The 18,127-nt window shown below is 71.8% G+C and carries 12 protein-coding genes and 1 pseudogene; 1 reads left to right on the top strand and 12 read right to left on the bottom strand.

All coding sequences use genetic code 11. The features are described 5' to 3' along the window. Nucleotides 1-14 precede the first annotated feature (14 nt). The 8 genes from KME66_RS22765 to KME66_RS22800 form a co-directional block, all read right to left on the bottom strand. Nucleotides 15-1,793, bottom strand: a complete 1,779-nt coding sequence (locus tag KME66_RS22765; protein WP_216325324.1) for an IucA/IucC family siderophore biosynthesis protein — start codon at nt 1,791-1,793, stop codon at nt 15-17. Further along, nucleotides 1,790-2,398: a GNAT family N-acetyltransferase gene (locus tag KME66_RS22770; RefSeq protein ID WP_073216271.1), complete on the bottom strand. Its 609-nt coding sequence runs from the start codon at nt 2,396-2,398 to the stop codon at nt 1,790-1,792. Before KME66_RS22770 ends, KME66_RS22765 begins: the two co-directional genes overlap by 4 nt. After that, nucleotides 2,395-3,672 carry a lysine N(6)-hydroxylase/L-ornithine N(5)-oxygenase family protein gene (locus KME66_RS22775; RefSeq protein WP_216325328.1) on the bottom strand — a complete coding sequence of 426 codons (1,278 nt, stop codon included), beginning with the start codon at nt 3,670-3,672 and terminating at the stop codon, nt 2,395-2,397. Before KME66_RS22775 ends, KME66_RS22770 begins: the two co-directional genes overlap by 4 nt. Then, the gene (locus tag KME66_RS22780) at nt 3,656-5,104 is read right to left on the bottom strand and encodes an aspartate aminotransferase family protein (protein WP_216325331.1); all 1,449 of its coding nucleotides are present in this window, start codon (nt 5,102-5,104) and stop codon (nt 3,656-3,658) included. Before KME66_RS22780 ends, KME66_RS22775 begins: the two co-directional genes overlap by 17 nt. Before the next feature lie 637 nt (nt 5,105-5,741). Continuing rightward, nucleotides 5,742-6,908 carry an acyl-CoA dehydrogenase family protein gene (locus KME66_RS22785; protein WP_216325335.1) on the bottom strand — a complete coding sequence of 389 codons (1,167 nt, stop codon included), beginning with the start codon at nt 6,906-6,908 and terminating at the stop codon, nt 5,742-5,744. A gap of 8 nt (nt 6,909-6,916) precedes the next feature. Beyond that, nucleotides 6,917-7,888: a hydroxymethylglutaryl-CoA lyase gene (locus KME66_RS22790; RefSeq protein ID WP_216325338.1), complete on the bottom strand. Its 972-nt coding sequence runs from the start codon at nt 7,886-7,888 to the stop codon at nt 6,917-6,919. After that, entirely contained in the window at nt 7,885-9,843 is a 1,959-nt protein-coding gene (locus KME66_RS22795; RefSeq protein WP_216325342.1) for a biotin carboxylase N-terminal domain-containing protein, read from the bottom strand. The genes KME66_RS22790 and KME66_RS22795 overlap by 4 nt, the downstream gene beginning before the upstream one ends. A 7-nt stretch (nt 9,844-9,850) precedes the next feature. Further along, on the bottom strand, nt 9,851-11,473 hold the full coding sequence (locus KME66_RS22800; RefSeq protein WP_216325345.1) for a carboxyl transferase domain-containing protein: 1,623 nt from the start codon (nt 11,471-11,473) through the stop codon (nt 9,851-9,853). A gap of 118 nt (nt 11,474-11,591) precedes the next feature. Here KME66_RS22800 and KME66_RS22805 point away from each other — a divergent pair, with 118 nt between their 5' ends. Next, on the top strand, nt 11,592-12,209 hold the full coding sequence (locus KME66_RS22805; RefSeq protein ID WP_073216280.1) for a TetR/AcrR family transcriptional regulator: 618 nt from the start codon (nt 11,592-11,594) through the stop codon (nt 12,207-12,209). Nucleotides 12,210-12,291: 82 nt separating this feature from the next. On the opposite strand, the gene KME66_RS22810 is transcribed toward KME66_RS22805, so the two are convergent. The 4 genes and pseudogenes from KME66_RS22810 to KME66_RS22825 form a co-directional block, all read right to left on the bottom strand. Beyond that, nucleotides 12,292-13,389, bottom strand: a complete 1,098-nt coding sequence (locus KME66_RS22810) for a PP2C family protein-serine/threonine phosphatase (protein ID WP_216325348.1) — start codon at nt 13,387-13,389, stop codon at nt 12,292-12,294. 212 nt (nt 13,390-13,601) lie between these two features. Beyond that, nucleotides 13,602-13,805, bottom strand: coding sequence for a cold-shock protein (locus KME66_RS22815; protein WP_073216282.1), 204 nt, complete (start codon nt 13,803-13,805; stop codon nt 13,602-13,604). Further along, nucleotides 13,787-16,175, bottom strand: a pseudogene (locus KME66_RS22820) (acyltransferase family protein). The gene KME66_RS22815 and the pseudogene KME66_RS22820 overlap by 19 nt, the downstream one beginning before the upstream one ends. A 23-nt stretch (nt 16,176-16,198) precedes the next feature. Next, nucleotides 16,199-17,917 carry a glycosyltransferase family 2 protein gene (locus KME66_RS22825; RefSeq protein WP_216325354.1) on the bottom strand — a complete coding sequence of 573 codons (1,719 nt, stop codon included), beginning with the start codon at nt 17,915-17,917 and terminating at the stop codon, nt 16,199-16,201. Nucleotides 17,918-18,127 lie beyond the last annotated feature (210 nt).

The raw sequence follows: 18,127 nt of genomic DNA on the forward strand, positions 1-18,127 counted from the left end.
CCGCGCGGCCGGGCTCAGAATCCGGCGATCGGGTTCCGCAGGCTGCCCACCAACTGCAACGCTCCGGCAGGGTCGTTGAGGTCGACCATCTGCTGGTTGTTGCGCAGCTGGAGGCGGTTGAGGCAGGAGAGCGCGAACTCCGGCTCGAACAGGTCGTACTGCGCGAACTTCTCCGCGAGATACGGGACCGATCCCTGGTAGTCGCGCACACAGGCGGCGACCGTCCGCCAGAAGTCGTCCTCGTCCAGCAGCCCTTCGGTGGCCAGGCCCGCCGCCAGGAAGCGGAAGAAGCAGTCGAAGACGTCGGTGAAGACCGACAGCAGCTTCATGTCCTCGGGCACCTCGGCCCGGATCCGCTCGACCTGCGGCGGCAGCACCGCCTCCGCGTCCATCACCGCGATCTCCTCGGCGATGTCCTTGAAGATCGTGCGGGTGACGACCCCGTCCTCCAGCACCAGGATCACGTTCTCGCCGTGCGGCATGTAGACCAGGTCGTACGCGTAGAAGCTGTGCAGCACCGGCACCAGGTAGGCGTCCAGGTAGCGCCGCAGCCACACCTGCGGGTCCAGGCCCGATTCGGCGATCAGCACCCCGGCCACCGAGCCGCCCTCGTGGTCGGTGTGGAGCAGCGAGGCCATCGTCGCGACCCGCTCGCCCGGCTGGAGGCCCGGCACCGGGCTCTCGCGCCACAGGGCGGCGAGCATCTTCCGGTACGGGGAGCCCTTGGCGGTGGCGGCCTCGTAACCGCGGTGGTGGTAGCCGATGGCGGCCCGCTCGCGGATGATCGAGAACCGGGCCCCGCGCAGCAGGTCGTCGCGCTCGACGAGACCGGCCAGCCAGTCGTTGATCGCGGGTGTGGCCTCCATGTACGCGGCGGAGAGCCCGCGCATGAAGCCCATGTTGAGGACCGACAGCGCCGTTTTGACGTAGTGCTTCTCGGGGTGGTCGGTGTTGAAGAAGGTGCGGATCGACTGCTGGGCGAGATAGCCGTCCTCGCCCTCCCCGAGCACCACCAGGTGGCGCTGGGCCAGCTCGCCGGCGAAGGTGACCGCGAGCTTGTTCCACCACTGCCAGGGGTGGACGGGCAGCAGGAAGTAGTCGTCCGGGTCGAGGCCGAGCCCGCGCAGCGCGTCGGCGAACCGGCCCCGGGTCGCCTCGCTCAGCTCCTCCTTGATCAGTGCCTCGTAGTCGAGCCCGGCGCCCGAGGTGAAGGTGGCCCGCTCCCGGCGGGCGGCCAGCCACACCAGCCGGATCGGGGAGGCGGCCTCGGGGGCGTACGCCCGGTACTCGTCCACGCCGAAGCCGAGCCGCCCGTTGTTGGCGACGAAGCAGGGGTGGCCCTCGGTCATCCCGGTCTCGATGGCCTGGAAACCGGCGGCGACGAGCCGGCCCGAGGTGGCCGGTTCCTTGGTGAGTTTGTAGGCGGTTCCGGCCAGCGTGGAGGAGATCTCCTCCAGGTACACCGGCAGGATCTCCTCGGAGAGCCCCAGTGTGTGCCGCAGCTCGGTGAGGAACTCCATCGCGTCCAGAGGGAGTTCGGATCCGTGCCGGTGCCGGGTGATGCTGTCCGCCTCGACCTGCCAGTGGTCCAGGGCGAAGGTGCGCGCGGTGAAACGGTACTCGGTGGAGGCGTCGTCGCTGCGGACGGTGTAGCGGTCGTCGCCGACCGGCGTGGGGGTCAGCAGCCGCTCATGGCTGAATTCCGCCAGTGCTTTGCGGACCAGCAGTCGGTTTGCGGTGGCCCAGCGCCCCGGGGACAGGTGGGCGACGCTGTCGGTGAGGACGGTCGTCATCGGTCGTTACCTCCGGTTGCTGCTTCGAACTGCTCACGGGTGCAGGCGCTGAGCAGAGCGTCCTTCTCCGGTTTGGCGATCTCGCGGAGCACCTCGAACCCGACGGCCTTGTTGAGGGCCTGGACGGCGCTGTTGGTCACGTCGGGCTCGACGACGACCCGGCGCACCGTGGGGTCGGCGAACAGGAAGTCCATCACGGCGGTGATCACGGCCCGGGTGAAGCCGTGGACCGGGGTGTCGGTGGGGGCGACCAGGAAGTGCATCCCGACATCGCCGGGCTCCGCCTCGTACAGCCCCTTCAGCTCGACCTCGGTGGGGTCGTACCGCTCGATCAGGAAGGCGGGTTCGCCGTCGTGCAGCCCGATGAACGCCTCGTGGTGCGGGTGGGCGGCGATGGACCGGTACTCCCGCTCCACGTCGGCGAGTGAGGCGTCGCCCATCAGCCAGAACGCGGCCTTGGGGTGGGTCACCCAGCCGTGCACCAGCTCGACGTCGGAGACGGGGCCTCCCCTGCTCGACCGGAGCTGAGAGCTCGGGGAGGGATCGAGCGGCCGGACGGTGAACGTGCCGATGGTGGCGGGGCGCGGTGTGTCGGGGCGGCTCATACGGCGAACTCCTGGAAGGCGATGGACTTCTCGACCGGGTAGACCTCACGGCCGAGCAGCTCGCCGATGATGTACGCGTTGCGGTAGGCGCCCATGCCGAGGTCGGGCGAGGTGATCGAGTGGGTGTGCACCGAGGCGTTCTGGAGGAAGACCCCGCGCCCGGTGGTGTCGATGCTGTAGTTGCGGGCCACGTCGAAGCGCCCCCGGCTGTCGTGGCGCAGCCGGTGCTGGACCGGGTCCAGGAAGGCGGGAGCCTCGTACCGGTACCCGGTGGCGAGGATCAGCCCCTCGGTGGTCAGCTCGTAGTCCTTGCCCTGTTCCTCCTGGCGCAGCCCCAGGCGGTACGCGCCGCCCTCCTCGTCGTAACGCGCGCTGACGAGGGCGGAGTTGGTGAGGAGTCTGGTCGGCACGGGGCCCGGCAGGTTCTTCTGGTAGAGCAGGTCGAAGATCGCGTCGATCAGCTCCCCGTCGATGCCCTTGAACAGCCCCTTCTGCCCCGACTCCAGCCGGTAGCGGGTCTCCTCGGGCAGCGCGTGGAAGTAGTCGACGTACTCCGGGGAGGTCATCTCCAGCGTCAGCTTCGTGTACTCCAGCGGGAAGAACCGCGGGGAGCGCGTCACCCAGTTCAGCCGGTAACCGTGGGTGTCGATCTCGGAGAGCAGGTCGTAGTAGATCTCCGCCGCGCTCTGCCCGCTGCCGACCAGGGTGATCGACTTCTTCTTCTGGAGTTCGGCTTTCGTCTCCAGGTAGCGGGAGTTGTGGATGAAGTCCCCGCCGAGCCCCTGGCAGGCCTCGGGGATGTGCGGCGGCGTGCCGGTGCCGAGGACGAGATGCCGGGACCGGAACGACTCGCCGGAGACGGTGGTCACGGTGTAGAGCTCGGTGCCCTCGTCGTACGTCACCGTCGCCACGGTCTCGCCGAACCGGATGCTGCTCAGCTTCCCGGCGGCCCAGCGGCAGTAGTCGTTGTACTCGGTCCGCAGCGGGTAGAAGTTCTCCCGGATGTAGAACGAGTAGAGCCTGCCGCGCTCTTTGAGGTAGTTGAGGAAGGAGTACGGCGAGGTCGGGTCTGCCATGGTGACCAGGTCCGACATGAACGGCGTCTGGAGATGCGCCCCTTCGAGGAACATCCCGGCGTGCCACTCGAAGTCCGGCTTGGACTCCAGGAAGACGCCGTTCAGTTCGTCGACCGGCTCGGTGAGGCAGGCGAGGCCGAGATTGAACGGGCCGAGGCCGATCCCGATGAAGTCGTGGGGTTCAGGAAGCGCGGTCAAGGGAGTCTCCCAGGTACTTCTCGGCGTGGCCGGAGATCAGGTCGAGGACCGTGGCGATGTCGTGCGCGGTCGTTTCGGGGTTGAGCAGGGTGAACTTCAGGTACTGGCGGTCGCCCACCTTGGTGCCGGCGACGATCGCCTCGCCGGAGGCGAACAGCGCCTTGCGGGCGTGCAGGTTGGCGCGGTCGATCTCGTCCGGGGCGGTGACCCCGGCCGGGACGTAGCGGAAGACGAGCGTGGAGAGCTGCGGCTGGACCACCACGTCGAAGCGCGGGTCGGCGGCGAGCAGCTTCCAGCCCTCGGCGGCCAGGTCGCAGACCTCGTCGAACAACTCGCCGATGCCGTCGGCGCCCATGACGCGCAGCGTCATCCAGAGCTTGAGCGCGTCGAACCGGCGGGTCGTCTGGAGGGACTTGTCGACCTGGTTGGGGATCCGCTCCTCGGCCATCCGGCGCGGGTTCAGATACTCCGCGTGGTAGGTGGCATGGCGCAGGGTGGCCCGGTCGCGGACCAGGACGGCCGACGAACTCACGGGCTGGAAGAAGGACTTGTGGTAGTCCACGGTCACGGAGTCGGCCTTCTCGATGCCTTCGAGCAGCCCGCGCCGCTTCCGGGAGGCCAGCAGCCCGCAGCCGTACGCGGCGTCCACGTGCATCCAGACGGCGAACTGCTCGCAGAGCGCGGCGATCTCGGGCAACGGGTCGATGGAGCCGAAGTCCGTCGTGCCGGAGGTCGCGACGACGGCCATCGGGACGGCTCCTTCGGCGACGCAGCTCTCCAGCGCGTGGGCGAGCGCCACGGTCTGCATGCGCTTATTGCGGTCCACCGGGACGGAGACGACGGCGTCCGGGCCGAGGCCGAGCAGTTTGGCGGACTTCTGCACGCTGAAGTGGCTGCACTCGGAGGTGAAGATCCGCAGCCGGGTGAAGTGCTCCGGCCGGACCTTCGCCTCCTCGCGCGCCAGCAGCAGGGCCTGGAGGTTGGACTGCGTCCCCCCGCTGGTGAAGATCCCGTCGGCTGCCGGGCCGAGTCCGATCCGTCCGGTGGTCCAGTCGATCAGCCGGCGCTCGATGAGCGTGCCGCCCGCGCTCTGGTCCCAGGTGTCCAGGGAGGAGTTGATCGCGGAGAGCACGGCTTCGCCGAGCACCGCGGGTATGACCACCGGGCAGTTGAGGTGGCCCAGATAGCGGGGGTGGTGGAAGTAGACGGCGTCGCGGAGGTAGACCTCGCCGAGCTCGTCGAGGGCGGCGGCGGCGTCGCCCAGCGGCCGGTCGAGGTCGATCGCGTCGACGACGGGGGAGAGTTCGTCGACCCCGACCCCGCTGAAGGGGCGCTCGGTGGTGGCGAGAGTGGCCGCGACCCGTTCCACGCCTGCGGAGACGGTGCTCCTGTAGTGCTCCGCAGTCGTGTTGTTGAGCAGGTGCGCACGCATGAAGGGGTCCTCCCGGTGAGGGGACGTCATCGCGTCCCTCCGGGCAGGAAGAGGGGACGAGGGGCGCGATCTAGAAGTAAGGTGAGCCTAACCTAAACGGGATTCGCTCATCCCTTCCACCCCTGGCGGCTGTGCGGGTTGTCCGCTTTGCCGCCCTTATCGAGTCACTTGAGGTACCTGGTCATCTTTACGGTGATCCCTTCAGCCGTTTCTGGCGGTTATGTCCCCCTGCTTCCGCCTGTCGCGCCTCCCGCTCGCCCGGTCCGCGCGTCCGACACGTGGTGGAGATCACGTGCTGCGGGGCGCATCGCGCTCGTGGGCGGCGCTCGCCGGGGCGGCCGGGAGGCACCGCCGCTGCCGGGCGCGTGTTCAGGACCCCGTCCTCGGTGGCCAGTCCGTCCGGCCCGGAGAAGAACGGGAATGCCACAAACCGGAGGGCGAGAAGTCACACGCGGCCTCGCCGGCGGCGGACGCTCTGACGGAGTGGAGGCTGGGGCGCAGGGCGCAGGGCGCAGGGGGCGGGTGCACGGTGCGGGACCTCGGCCGTGGGCCGTGGGCCGCGGTGCGTATCCGACGCGATCCGGTCGCCGTGGAAGGGCTCCACGGCGACCGGTCGGCGGTCGAAGCGTCGGCCGGCTCAGCCCGGCAGCCCCAGCTCCCGGGCGATCAGCATCCGCTGGACCTCGCTCGTGCCCTCGCCGATCTCCAGGATCTTGGAGTCGCGCCACATCCGGGCCACCGGGTACTCGTTCATGAAGCCGTAGCCGCCGTGGATCTGTGTGGCGTCCCGGGCGTTGTCCACCGCGACCGTCGAGGAGTACAGCTTCGCGATCGCGGCCTCCTTCTTGAACGGTTCGCCCGCGACCAGGCGGGAGGCCGCGTCGCGCCAGCCGATGCGGGCCATGTGGGCGCGCATCTCCATGTCGGCGATCTTGAACTGTATGGCCTGGTTCGCGCCGATCGGCTTGCCGAAGGCGTGGCGCTCGGCGGCGTACTTCACCGACTCGTCCACACAGCCCTGGGCCAGGCCGGTCGCCAGGGCCGAGATCGCGATCCGGCCCTCGTCCAGGATGCGGAGGAACTGGGCGTAGCCCCGGCCCTGTTCGCCCAGGAGGTTCGCGGCCGGGACGCGGACGTCCGTGAAGGACAGCTCGCGGGTGTCCGAGGCGTTCCAGCCGACCTTGGAGTACGGGGCGGCCACCGTGAAGCCGGGGGTGCCCGACGGGACGATGATCGCCGAGATCAGCGGGCGGCCGTCCTCCTTGCGGCCGGTCACCGCGGTGACGGTCACCAACTCCGTGATGTCCGTGCCCGAGTTGGTGATGAAGCACTTCGAGCCGTTGATCACCCACTCGTTCGTCGCCTCGTCGAGCACGGCCGTCGTCCGGGTGCCGCCCGCGTCCGAGCCGCCGTCCGGCTCGGTCAGGCCGAACGCGCCCAGCGCCTCGCCCGCGCACAGCTTCGGCAGCCACCGGCGCTTCTGCTCCTCGGTGCCGAACAGGTGCAGCGGCATCGCGCCCAGCGAGACCCCGGCCTCCAGGGTGATCGCCACCGAGGAGTCGACCCGGGCCAGCTCCTCCAGGGCGATCCCGAGCGCCAGGTAGTCGCCGCCCATCCCGCCGTACTCCTCCGGGAACGGCAGCCCGAACAGGCCCATGCGGCCCATCTCCCGCACGATCTCGTAGGGGAACTCATGGCGCTCGTAGAGGTCGCCGATCTTCGGCGCGATCACGTCGTGCGCGAACTCCTCGACCGTGCGGCGCAGTTCCTCGTGCTCGGCGGTCAGCCGGTGGTCCAGGGACATGGGGTCACTCACTCCTTGTGGGAGGCGGGAGAAGGGGGAGGGGTCAGGGCGCGGACCGTCCGGGACGGGCTCGGCCGGCCCAGGTGTCCGGCCAGCCAGACGCTGGTGGCGGTCAGTTCGGCCAGGTCGACGCCCGTCTCGATGCCCAGTCCTTCGAGCATCCAGACCAGGTCCTCGGTGGCGAGGTTCCCCGTGGCGCTCTTCGCGTACGGGCAGCCGCCCAGGCCGCCCGCCGAGGCGTCGACGGTGGTCACCCCGTGCTGGAGAGCCGCCAGGGTGTTCGACAGCGCCTGGCCGTAGGTGTCGTGGAAGTGGACGCCGATCGCGGGTGTCGGCACGCCCGCTGCGTTCAGGGCCGACAGCAGCGCCGTGACATGGCCCGGCGTCGCCACCCCGATCGTGTCGCCCAGGGAGAGCTCGTCGCAGCCCAGGTCCAGCAGGGCCCTGGCCACCCGCACCACCTGGGCGACCGGGACCGCGCCCTCCCACGGGTCGCCGAAGCACATCGACAGATACCCGCGCACCCGGACCCCGTCCGTCTTCGCGCGGGCCACCACCGGCTCGAACATCGCCAGCGACGCGTCGACCGTACGGTTCAGGTTGCGCGCGGCGAACGTCTCCGTCGCCGAGCCGAACACCGCGATCGACCGCGCCCCGAGCGCCAGCGCCCGGTCCAGGCCCCGTTCGTTCGGCACGAGGACCGGAAGGGCCACGTCGCCCACGTCCGCGATGTCACCGAGGAGCGGGAACAGCTCCTCGGCGTCGGCCAGTTGGGGCACCCACTTCGGGTGCACGAAGCTCGTCGCCTCAATGGTGGTCAGGCCCGCCACCGCCAGGCGGCGGATGAACTCCGCCTTCACCTCGGTCGGGACGGTCTCCTTCTCGTTCTGCAGGCCGTCCCGCGCGCCCACCTCGTGGATGCGGACCCGGGAGGGCAGACCCGGCGCCGGGACCGTCATGGGGAGTCCTCGCGCGCTCATGCGTCCTCCCCGTCCGTCGCCGCCGGGACCACGACCGCCAGGACCTGGTCCATCGCCACCGTCGCGCCGGCCGCGACGTCCAGCTCCGTCACGGTCCCCGCGTGCGGGGCGGAGATCACGTGCTCCATCTTCATCGCCTCCACCACGAGCAGGCTCTGACCCGCCAGGACCTCGTCCCCGACGGCCACCTTCACCACCGTGACCGTGCCCGGCATCGGGGCCGCCAGCGTGTCCGCCCCGCTCCGGCCCGCCCCGCTCAGGGACGCCTCCACCGGGTCGTGGTCCTGGACGTGCCAGGTGTCGCCGTCCCGGCCGAGCCAGTCGCCCGAGCGGTGGAAGTGGTGGGCCACACCGTCGAGCTCGACCGTGACCCGGTCGGGTGCGACCGTCGCGGAACCCGGGGCGCTCTGCTGGACGGGTTCACGTCCCGCCACCCGCAGCGGGAAGACCAGCGGCGCCCGCACACCCCCCGTACGCCACCCGTTCGGCACGGAGAACGGGTCCGTCCAGCCGCCCGCGTCCGGCCGGGGCTCCAGCGCCTCCCGGCGGACCGCCGCGCCCGCCGCGTACACCTCGTCCGGGACGCCGTCCGGCACCAGGCCCTCCGCCTCGCGCTCCACGAGACCGGTGTCCAGGTCGCCCGCGACCACGTCCGGGTGCGCCAGCAGCCGGCGCAGGAAACCCGCGTTGGTCGGCACGCCCAGGATGACCGTGTCCGCCAGGGCCGCCCGCAGCTTGCGCAGGGCCGTCGCGCGGTCGGGGCCGTAGGCGATGACCTTCGACAGCATCGGGTCGTACAGGCTGCCCACCGGCACGCCCTCGCTGAGCCCCGAGTCGGTCCGCACCCCGCCGCCCTGCGGTTCGCGCAGCGCCAGCACCGTACCCCCGGAGGGCAGGAAGCCGCGGGACGGGTCCTCGGCGCAGACACGGGCCTCGATCGCCCAGCCGGTGAGCGTGATGTCCTGCTGCGTGAAGGGGAGCCGCTCGCCCGACGCCACCCGCACCTGCCACTCCACCAGGTCCAGGCCGGTGATCAGCTCGGTCACCGGGTGCTCGACCTGGAGGCGGGTGTTCATCTCCATGAAGTAGTACGAGGACGGGTCGTTGCCCGGGACGATGAACTCCACCGTCCCCGCCCCGACATAGCCGCAGCTGCGGGCCGCCTGCGCGGCCGCCTCGCCCATCGCCGCCCGGGTCTGCGCGTCGAGCAGGACGCTCGGCGCCTCCTCGATGATCTTCTGGTGGCGGCGCTGGAGCGAGCACTCGCGCTCGCCCAGGTGGAGCACGGTGCCGTGGGCGTCGGCCAGCACCTGGATCTCGATGTGGCGCGGCCGGTCGATCCACCGCTCGACGAGCAGCGTGTCGTCGCCGAAGGAGGCGCGGGCCTCGCGCCGCGCCGCGGCGATCTCCTCGCCCAGCACCGCCGCGTCGCGGACCAGGCGCATGCCCTTGCCGCCGCCGCCCGCCGAGGGCTTGAGCAGGACCGGGGTGCCGATCTCCCGGGCGGCTTCCTCCAGTTGGGCGTCGGTGAGGCCGCTGCCGGAGGAGCCCGGCACGACCGGGACGCCGTAGGCCGCGACCGTCTCCTTGGCCCGGATCTTGTCGCCCATGAGCGCGATGGCGGCGGCGGGCGGGCCGATGAAGACCAGCCCGGCGTCCGCGCACGCCTGCGCGAACTCCGCGTTCTCCGCCAGGAATCCGTACCCGGGGTGGACCGCCTGGGCTCCCGTGCGGCGGGCCGCCTCCAGCAGCGCCGGCACGTTCAGATAGCTCTCGGTGGCCGGCGGCGGGCCGATCCGTACCGCCGTGTCCGCCTCCCGGACATGCCGGGCGTCCGCGTCCGCGTCGCTGAAGACCGCGACCGAGCGCACGCCCTGTTCCCGCAGGGTCCGGATCACCCGGACCGCGATCTCGCCGCGGTTGGCGACCAGAACGGTGTCGAACATCGTCGTCATCTGTTCCTCACATCCGGAAGACGCCGAAGCCGGGCCCGGCCGGGTCCTTCTGGGGCAGCGGGGCGTTGGCGCAGGCGGTCAGGGCGAGGCCGAGGACCTGCCGGGTGTCCACGGGGTCGATCACGCCGTCGTCCCAGAGCCGGGCGCTGGCGTAGTACGCGTTGCCCTGGGTCTCGTACTGGGCGCGGATCGGGGCCTTGAACGCTTCCTCGTCCTCGGCGCTCCAGTCGTCGCCCAGCTGGTCGCGCTTGACGGTGGCGAGGACCGAGGCGGCCTGCTCGCCGCCCATCACGGAGATCTTGGCGTTCGGCCACATCCACAGGAATCGCGGGCTGTAGGCCCGGCCGCACATGGAGTAGTTGCCCGCGCCGTACGAACCGCCGACGACGACCGTCAGCTTCGGCACCCGGGTGCACGCCACCGCCGTGACCATCTTCGCGCCGTGCTTGGCGATGCCGCCCGCCTCGTAGTCCCGGCCGACCATGAAGCCGGAGATGTTCTGGAGGAAGACGAGCGGGATGCCGCGCTGGTCGCACAGCTCGATGAAGTGCGCGCCCTTCTGGGCCGACTCGGAGAACAGGATGCCGTTGTTCGCGACGATCCCGACCGGATGGCCGTGGATCCGGGCGAAGCCGGTGATCAGGGTCTGCCCGTACTCCGCCTTGAACTCCTGGAAGCGGGAGCCGTCCACCACGCGCGCGATCACCTCGCGCACGTCGTAGGGGGTGCGGGAGTCCACCGGGACCGCCCCGTACAGCCCGGCCGGGTCCACCTTCGGCTCCTCGGCCGGCTCCACCGACCACGGGAGCGGGGACCGGTCCGGGAGGGTCGCGACGATGGTGCGGACGATCCGCAGCGCGTGCGCGTCGTCCTCCGCGAGATGGTCGGTGACCCCCGACGTACGGGAGTGGACCTCGCCGCCGCCCAGCTCCTCCGCCGTGACGACCTCGCCGGTCGCGGCCTTCACCAGGGGCGGGCCGCCGAGGAAGATCGTGCCCTGGTTGCGGACGATGACGGCCTCGTCGCTCATCGCCGGGACGTACGCCCCGCCCGCCGTGCAGGAGCCCAGCACCGCCGCGATCTGCGGGATGCCCGCCCCCGACATCCGGGCCTGGTTGTAGAAGATCCGCCCGAAGTGGTCCCGGTCGGGGAAGACCTCGTCCTGCATCGGCAGGAACGCGCCCCCCGAGTCGACCAGGTAGAGGCAGGGGAGACGGTTCTCCAGGGCCACTTCCTGGGCGCGCAGGTGCTTCTTGACGGTCATCGGGTAGTACGTGCCGCCCTTGACGGTCGCGTCATTGGCGACGATCACGCACTCCCGGCCGGAGACCCGCCCGATGCCCGCGATGACGCCCGCGGCCGGGGCCTGGTCGCCGTACATCCCGTTCGCCGCCAGGGGGGCCAGCTCCAGGAAGGGCGAGCCCGGGTCGAGCAGGGTGTCCACCCGGTCCCGGGGGAGCAGCTTGCCGCGCGCCTCATGGCGGGCCCGTGCCTTCTCACCTCCGCCCAGCCGTGCCGTGGCGAGGCGTTCCGCCAGCTCGTCGGAGAGCGCGCGATGCGCCGCCTCGTTGGCCTGCCAGGCCTCCGAGGCGGGATCGGCCGCGCTCGCCAGGACCGGTGCCTGCTGCATCGTGTCGAGCCCCCTTGCCCGTACCGCAGTGGTGAAAGCGTTGACGTGTTGTTAATGAGCGTTAACGCGTTTCCCTCAGGTTAACGACCGCTAACGACCCTGTCTAGAATGAATCCTCATGAGCACCCATGCCGCCGCCCGCGTGCCGGCCCCCACTCGCCGCGAGCAGATCCTGCGGGAGGCCGCCCGCCTCTTCGCCGAGCGCGGTTTCCACGGAGTCGGCGTCGACGAGATAGGCGCCGCCGTCGGGATCAGCGGACCCGGCCTCTACCGCCACTTCCCCGGCAAGGACGCGATGCTCGCCGAACTGCTGGTGGGCATCAGCGAGCGTCTGCTGGAGGGCGGGCGGCTGCGGGTGGCGGAGGACGCGGCCCGGGGCGGCGGCTCCCCGGAGGCGCTCCTGGACGCGCTCATCGAGGGCCACATCGACTTCGCCCTCGACGACCGTCCCCTGATCACTCTCCACGACCGGGAGCTGGACCGTCTGCGCGACACGGACCGCAAGCGGGTGCGCCGGCTCCAGCGCGAGTACGTCGAGGTCTGGGTCGGCGTCGTCCGCGCCCTCTACCCGTCGCTGGCCGAGAACCGGGCCCGCGTCACCGTGCACGCCGTCTTCGGCCTGCTGAACTCCACCCCGCACCTGGCCCGCCCCGACGCCCTGCCCGGCCGCGCGGCGACCGCCGCCCTGCTGCACCGGCTGGCCCGGGGCGCCTTCGCGGCGGCGGAGCCCTCCTGAGCCGTTGCCCGCCGTGAGGTGACCGGCTCGTCGCGGCCAGGGACGAGCGGGCCCGTCTCCGGTGCGATACCCGGCCGGTCGGTCACACCCCGCCGGCGGGCGCCGCCAGCGGCCCGCGGACCTCTATCAGGAGGAGCGCGGAGTCGTCGTCGGGCGCCTTGCCGGTGAACACGGCGACGTCCGCGCGGAGCCGGGTGAGCGCGTCTTCGGGTCGGCCGTCCCGCAGCAGGGGTGCCGCCCGGTGGAGCACGGGGTAGAAGGCTCCCTCCGTGTCGCGGGCCTCGCTCAGGCCGTCGGTGTAGAAGAGGATGCGGTCCCCGACGCCCAGAGGGATGCGGGTGACACTGTCGTGCAGGTCGGTGGGGCCGGTCAGCGCCGTGAGCCCGAAGGGGGGAACCTGATCGTCGGACTCGACGAAGGCGGCCGTGCCGTCGTGGCCGAGCAGGAGGGGCGGGGGGTGGCCGTGGTTGAACGCCAGGAGGCTGCCGTCCCGGGTGATCTGCGCGAGGATACCGGTCACGAACCGCTGACCGTCCGTCTTGCGCTCCAGAGCCGCTTCGATGCGGCGGCCCACGTCGGCCAGCTCCCCGGCATCCGGGGCGGCCTCCCTGAAGGCCGTGAGGACCACGGAGGCGCACTGGACCGTTTCGAGCCCTTTGCCCTGGACGTCCGCGATGACCAGGCGTACGCCGACGGGGCACGGCTCGACCTCGTAGAGATCTCCTCCCACGCGGGTGGCACGGCTCGCGGACACGTAGGAGGCGCCGATGCGGACGGGGCCGATGGCCGGCGGGACGGGAGTGAAGAGGACGTCCTCCAGGGTGCGGGCGACGTCCCGGACGTCGACGAGGCGGCGCTCGACCTTCCGGCGTGACCGGGCCGCGTAGGCCGCGGCCAGGGTGACGTAGCAGATGGCGGTCAAGGCCACCGTCATGCGCAGTTCGCCGAAGCGGTCGGCCTTCCACGCGAAGAGGAGGCAGAGGGCGACGGCGACGGCTCCCACCGCGAAGACGTTCCGCACCGATCCCCGTGCGGAGGCGATCGCGGGGCCGGCCGCGTAGACCGGGAGCAGGTTGTACTCCGATCCCGTCGACACGTCCACGAGCGCGATGCCCAGCATGGTGGCCAGCGGCGGCGTGTTCGGCGAATCCGCGACGGCCCTGACCCAGCGACGTCCCATGGCCGCACCTCCGACCTCGCCGGTTCGGGAAGCTCTCGATCCAGATCAGGATGGCACAAACAGTGCGAAAGGTTCCGGGTGGGACGGCGCCCCGGCGATGCGCCGTCCCGCGCCCGTCATCGGTCGGCGCCGGTCCGGCCTTCGGCCGTCCCCCTCGGCGCCCGGCCGAACCAGCACGACCGATGCGGCACGTTCCCCACCCGGAACACCGGTCAGAGCCTCACGACCTCGGTCGCCATGGGGCCCCTGCTGCCCTCCTCGATCCCGAAGCTCACCCGCTGCCCTTCGGTGAGGTCCCTGAACTGATCGCCGGTGATCGCGTTGAAGTGGACGAAGACATCGCTTCCGCCGTCGTCCGGCTCGATGTATCCGAAGCCCTTCTCGGTGTTGAACCACTTCACCGTGCCTGTAGCCATCCGTGCCTCTCCTCGCTTCCGTCCGTCGTACGGTGCCGCGCCCCGGTCGCCGGGGCGGATGACGCTCCAGCGCTCGTACTGTCCCCCGGTACGCGCCCCCGAAGTCCCCATCTGGCCGAAAGGCGAGGGCAAGGCGGAGATCCTGGCGGAAACCGCCATGCTGCCGGGCGGGCTCCCGCGTGTCCCTCAGCGGGCGGAGGCGCCGTGAGCCGCGCCCGGCGGTGACAGCGCGCCCGACTCCGTCAGCAGCCGCTCCAGCCTCGGGGCCAGGACGACGGCCGCCACGTTCGTCAGGTGGGTGTCGTCCCGGTACAGCAGGATCCGGTCCCGCACGGCGGGGCACGTCGCGCCGTCGTCCGGGCACAGCGCCGCGTTGACGCCGACGGACCGCACGCCCGGCACCGCGCCCGCCGCGATCCGCCGCGCCAGCGGGTCCGGGGGAAGCGCGTCCTTCCGGTCGAACGCGCAGGCCGCCGTCTTGTCCGGAGCGCCGGAGACACACGCCGGGATGTCCGTCCCCGGTACGGGCGTGCCCTCGACGTACACGATCGGCGCGCCGGTCGCCCGCAGCCGCTTCAGCGTCTTCTCCCACGCGGCGAGGAGGAGTTCGCGGTCGGCGGTGTACCGGTTGAGCGAGGCGACCACGATGAGCCGAGGCTTCGGCCCCGTACGCAGGCGGTCCAGGGTGTCGTCCCGCCAGGTGTCGCACTCCCGGTAGGTACGGCCCAACTGGGGGCTCTTCACCGTCAGTTCCGGAAGCGGGCAGCCCTGCTTCACCAGCTCCTGGAGTGCCCAGCCGCGCCGGGAGGCCAGGGCGAGCAGCGGGGAGAACCACTGGCCGGCGTGGGAGTCGCCGAGCAGCACCACACGGTCCGGGCTGTCCACCGCCCCGAAGAGGCACGGCGGGCTGCTCGTCACCGCCGGGGCCACCTGGCAGCCGCCGTCCGGCGGGAAGTCCTCGCGGGCCTGGGCCGGCCCCGGCACCACGGGCCCGTCCGCGAGCGCGGAGCCGTCTGCGCGGGCCAGCAGCGACGGCCCGGCGGCCGCGCCCGTCGGGAGGCTGCGGACGTCGACGGGGGTGGCCGGGCCGAGCAGCTGAAGGGTCGTGGTGCCGACGACCAGCGCCAGCACGACGGGCAGGACCACGGCGGATATCCCCACCGCAAGCCCCCGGCGCGGGAGTTCGGAGACCGTACGGCTGCGGCGCAGCGGCCGCTCGACCCAGCGCATCGTGGCGAAGGCGGGCAGCACCGCCGCCAGCGTCAGCGCGGTCTTCGCGGGCCAGCCGAGCGCCCCGAGCCGGGCCTCGGCGAGAACGAGCACCGGCCAGTGCCACAGATAGAGGGTGTAGGAGAGCCGCCCCAGGGCCCGGGGCGCCCCGGCGGCGAGCAACCGGCCGACTCCGTAAGCGCCTTGGACGTTCCGCTCGCCCCGCCCGGGTATCGCCGCCAGGATCACCGCGGCCGTGCCGAGGGTCGGGACGAGCGCCGCGTAACCGGGGTACGGGGTCGACGCGTCGTACGCCGTGACGCACCAGACGATCGCCGCGGCCCCCGCCCATCCGCACACCAGCCGCAGCGGACGCGGCCCGCGCAGCAGATGCCAGGGCAGCAGGGCGAGCAGCGCGCCGGCCGCGAACTGCCAGATGCGCGACGGCGTTCCGAGGTACGCGAGCGAGACCGAGTCCCGCGTCCAGTGCAGGGACAGCGCGAACGAGGCGACGGCCACGCCCGCGGTGAGCAGCGCCACGACCGTGCGCACGGCCCGGCCCCGGCGGACCGCGCGGGCGGCGGCCAGGACGATCACCGCCAGCAGCGGGGCCCACACCAGATAGAACTGCTCCTCGACGGCGAGCGACCAGAAGTGCAGCAGCGGACTCTGGTCGTGTCCGGCGGCCAGGTAGTCGGTCTGCTGGGAGACGAACCGCCAGTTGGCGACGGAGAGCGCGGCGGCGAGGACGTCGCGCTCCAGGTCGGCGCGGAGCAGCGGTACGGTCAGCCACGCCCCGGCGACGGCGACCGCCGCGAGGACGACGGCGGCGGAGGGCAGCAGGCGTCGGGCCCGCCGGGAGAAGAACGCGCCGAGCCGGATGCGGCCGGTGGTGATCGCCTCCCGGACCAGCAGCCCGGTGATCAGGTAGCCGGAGATGACGAAGAAGACGTCCACGCCGACGAAGCCGCCCGCCGCCCCCGGTATCCCGGCGTGGAAGGCGAGGACCGCGAGGACGGCGACCGCGCGCAGCCCCTCGATGTCGGGGCGGAACGCGGCCCGGTGCGGGCTGGGCCCGGACTCGCCGGCCGGGCGGCTCGGCGGGGCGGGCGGGGAGGCGGACCGCTTGCGGCGGGGGCCGGGTGCGAGGAGGAAGGACATGTGGTGGCGCCTTTCGGGACGGCTCAGCTCAGCCACGGCAGCATCGGGTCGACCCACCCGGAGGCGAGCAGGCCGGTGAGCAGGAGGACGGCGGAAGCGGCGAGGGCCTCGGGCCAGCGGCGGGGCAGCACGCCCGCCCCGGTCCGCTGACGGAGACCGGCGAGCCGCTTCCCGGCCCGGACCCCGGCACCGCCCCCGGCTCCGGCGGCTGTGCGCCCGGACGGACGCAGCTCGACCAGAAGGTCCCGGATCAGGGGGACGTTGATGTGCAGCTGGACCAGCAGGTAGAGGCCGAGCCCCCAGGCGGGCTGCCAGCCGTTGCGGGCCACGGTCAGCGCGAGCCCGCCGGCGGCTGCCCCGTTGGACAGGACCAGCCAGACCAGCGAGACGCCGACGACCCGGCGGGCCATCGAGCCGGAACTCCCGTTGCTCCGCGCCCCCGTGGGCACCCAGGCGGCGCTGCGGCCGCGCAGGGTGTGCCAGAACGCGGTGGCGGCGGCCACGCTGGTGAGGACGTTCGCGCGGATCACCTCGACACGCCACCGGGTCCGGCTGATCCGGGGCATCAGCACGTGCCACAGCCACAGCGGGGCGAGCAGCGGCAGGACGTGCCAGGGGCGGACGTCGTCCGGATACCCGAACATCATCACCAGCGGCGGCAGGGGTGCGGCGAAGGTGTTGACGGCCGTGGTCAGGTAGCCGACGACGCCCTCGTAGAAGCACAGCCGCATCCGCCAGGGCGCGCCCATCCGCTGCAGGACCGGGGTGCCCAGGAGGTGCAGATTGCCCATCGCCCACCGGTACTGCTGGTTGACGAACGAGGTGACGGTGTCGGGCGAGGTGCCCTTGGCGACGAGGACGGGGACGTACTGCGTGCGGAACCCCCGCTCGTGCAGGGCGAGTCCGGTGTACAGGTCCTCGCTGTGGTCGAGCCGCGCGAAGCCGCCCGCCAGGTCGATCGCGGAGCGCCGGTAGAGGGCGTTGGAGCCGCAGCAGATCGCGGCGTCGGCGGCGTCCCGGGAAGGCTGGATCCAGCGGAAGAACCACTCCTGCGCGGCCCCGGCGGCACGCTGGATCCAGTCCATGCCCGCGTCGGTGTCGAAGCACTGCGGGCTCTGCACGATGCCGACCGCGGGGTCCGCGAGGTAGGGGACCAGATGGCGCAGGAAGTCCGGCCGGGGCGCGAAGTCCGCGTCCAGGATCGCGATGAACTCGGCTTCGGACAGGGTGAGGGCGTGGTTGAGGTTCCCCGCCTTCTTCAGGCGGCCCCGGTCGGGCCGCACGACGTACCGGTAGCCGTGCTCCGCCGCCAGGGCCGCCACCTCGGCCCGGTCGGCGTCGTCCAGCACCCAGACGGTGAGCGTGTCGGGCCAGTCGAGGGCGGCGACGGCACGGTAGGCGTTGGCGAGGACGGGCAGGGGTTCGCCGCAGGTCGGCAGGTAGAGGTCGATGGTCGGCAGCGCGGCCGGCCGCCAGGCGCGGACCAGCACGTCGTGCGAGGCCCGGGTCAGCCGCCGCTGGCGCAGGCTGTTCAGCGAGGACAGCAGCAACGCCACCACGTTCAGCCCGAGCACCGCGAGGAACGCCCAGAGCGCCGGGGTCCGTAAGGCGAAGGTGAGCATCGTCGCCGCCGTGAAGACGAAGGCCAGGGAGCTGCTCACCAGCACCCATCGGCGCTGCGGCCCGAAGTACCAGTACAGCTCGTCGTCGGACGGAGGTTGCGGAAGGTGATGCACGGTCATAAAGCCCCCCACGGCTGTGTATCTGCCCGTTTTTCGGTTCCCGTTTCCGGTGACCCACCCTAGTGCCAAAGGTATAGACCACTTGTCCTGGAGTGCGGCGACGAAGGGAATCGGACAGTGGATTGGCGCGACTCGATTGGTCCAGACCTCTGGGTGGTTCCATTCGAGCCCGGCGCCCGCCCGGCGAAGGAAGGGCCAGGTCACGCGGGG

The sequence above is a fragment of the Streptomyces sp. YPW6 genome, from assembly GCF_018866325.1.
Taxonomy (GTDB): domain Bacteria; phylum Actinomycetota; class Actinomycetes; order Streptomycetales; family Streptomycetaceae; genus Streptomyces.

Bases quoted from the DNA above. Each gene is read 5' to 3' on its own strand.
- KME66_RS22765 (WP_216325324.1), bottom strand. From the start codon at position 1,793: ATGACGACCGTCCTCACCGACAGCGTCGCCCACCTGTCCCCGGGGCGC.
- KME66_RS22770 (WP_073216271.1), bottom strand. From the start codon at position 2,398: ATGAGCCGCCCCGACACACCGCGCCCCGCCACCATCGGCACGTTCACC.
- KME66_RS22780 (WP_216325331.1), bottom strand. From the start codon at position 5,104: ATGCGTGCGCACCTGCTCAACAACACGACTGCGGAGCACTACAGGAGC.
- KME66_RS22785 (WP_216325335.1), bottom strand. From the start codon at position 6,908: ATGTCCCTGGACCACCGGCTGACCGCCGAGCACGAGGAACTGCGCCGC.
- KME66_RS22790 (WP_216325338.1), bottom strand. From the start codon at position 7,888: ATGAGCGCGCGAGGACTCCCCATGACGGTCCCGGCGCCGGGTCTGCCC.
- KME66_RS22795 (WP_216325342.1), bottom strand. From the start codon at position 9,843: ATGACGACGATGTTCGACACCGTTCTGGTCGCCAACCGCGGCGAGATC.
- KME66_RS22800 (WP_216325345.1), bottom strand. From the start codon at position 11,473: ATGCAGCAGGCACCGGTCCTGGCGAGCGCGGCCGATCCCGCCTCGGAG.
- KME66_RS22805 (WP_073216280.1), top strand. From the start codon at position 11,592: ATGAGCACCCATGCCGCCGCCCGCGTGCCGGCCCCCACTCGCCGCGAG.
- KME66_RS22810 (WP_216325348.1), bottom strand. From the start codon at position 13,389: ATGGGACGTCGCTGGGTCAGGGCCGTCGCGGATTCGCCGAACACGCCG.
- KME66_RS22815 (WP_073216282.1), bottom strand. From the start codon at position 13,805: ATGGCTACAGGCACGGTGAAGTGGTTCAACACCGAGAAGGGCTTCGGA.
- KME66_RS22825 (WP_216325354.1), bottom strand. From the start codon at position 17,917: ATGACCGTGCATCACCTTCCGCAACCTCCGTCCGACGACGAGCTGTAC.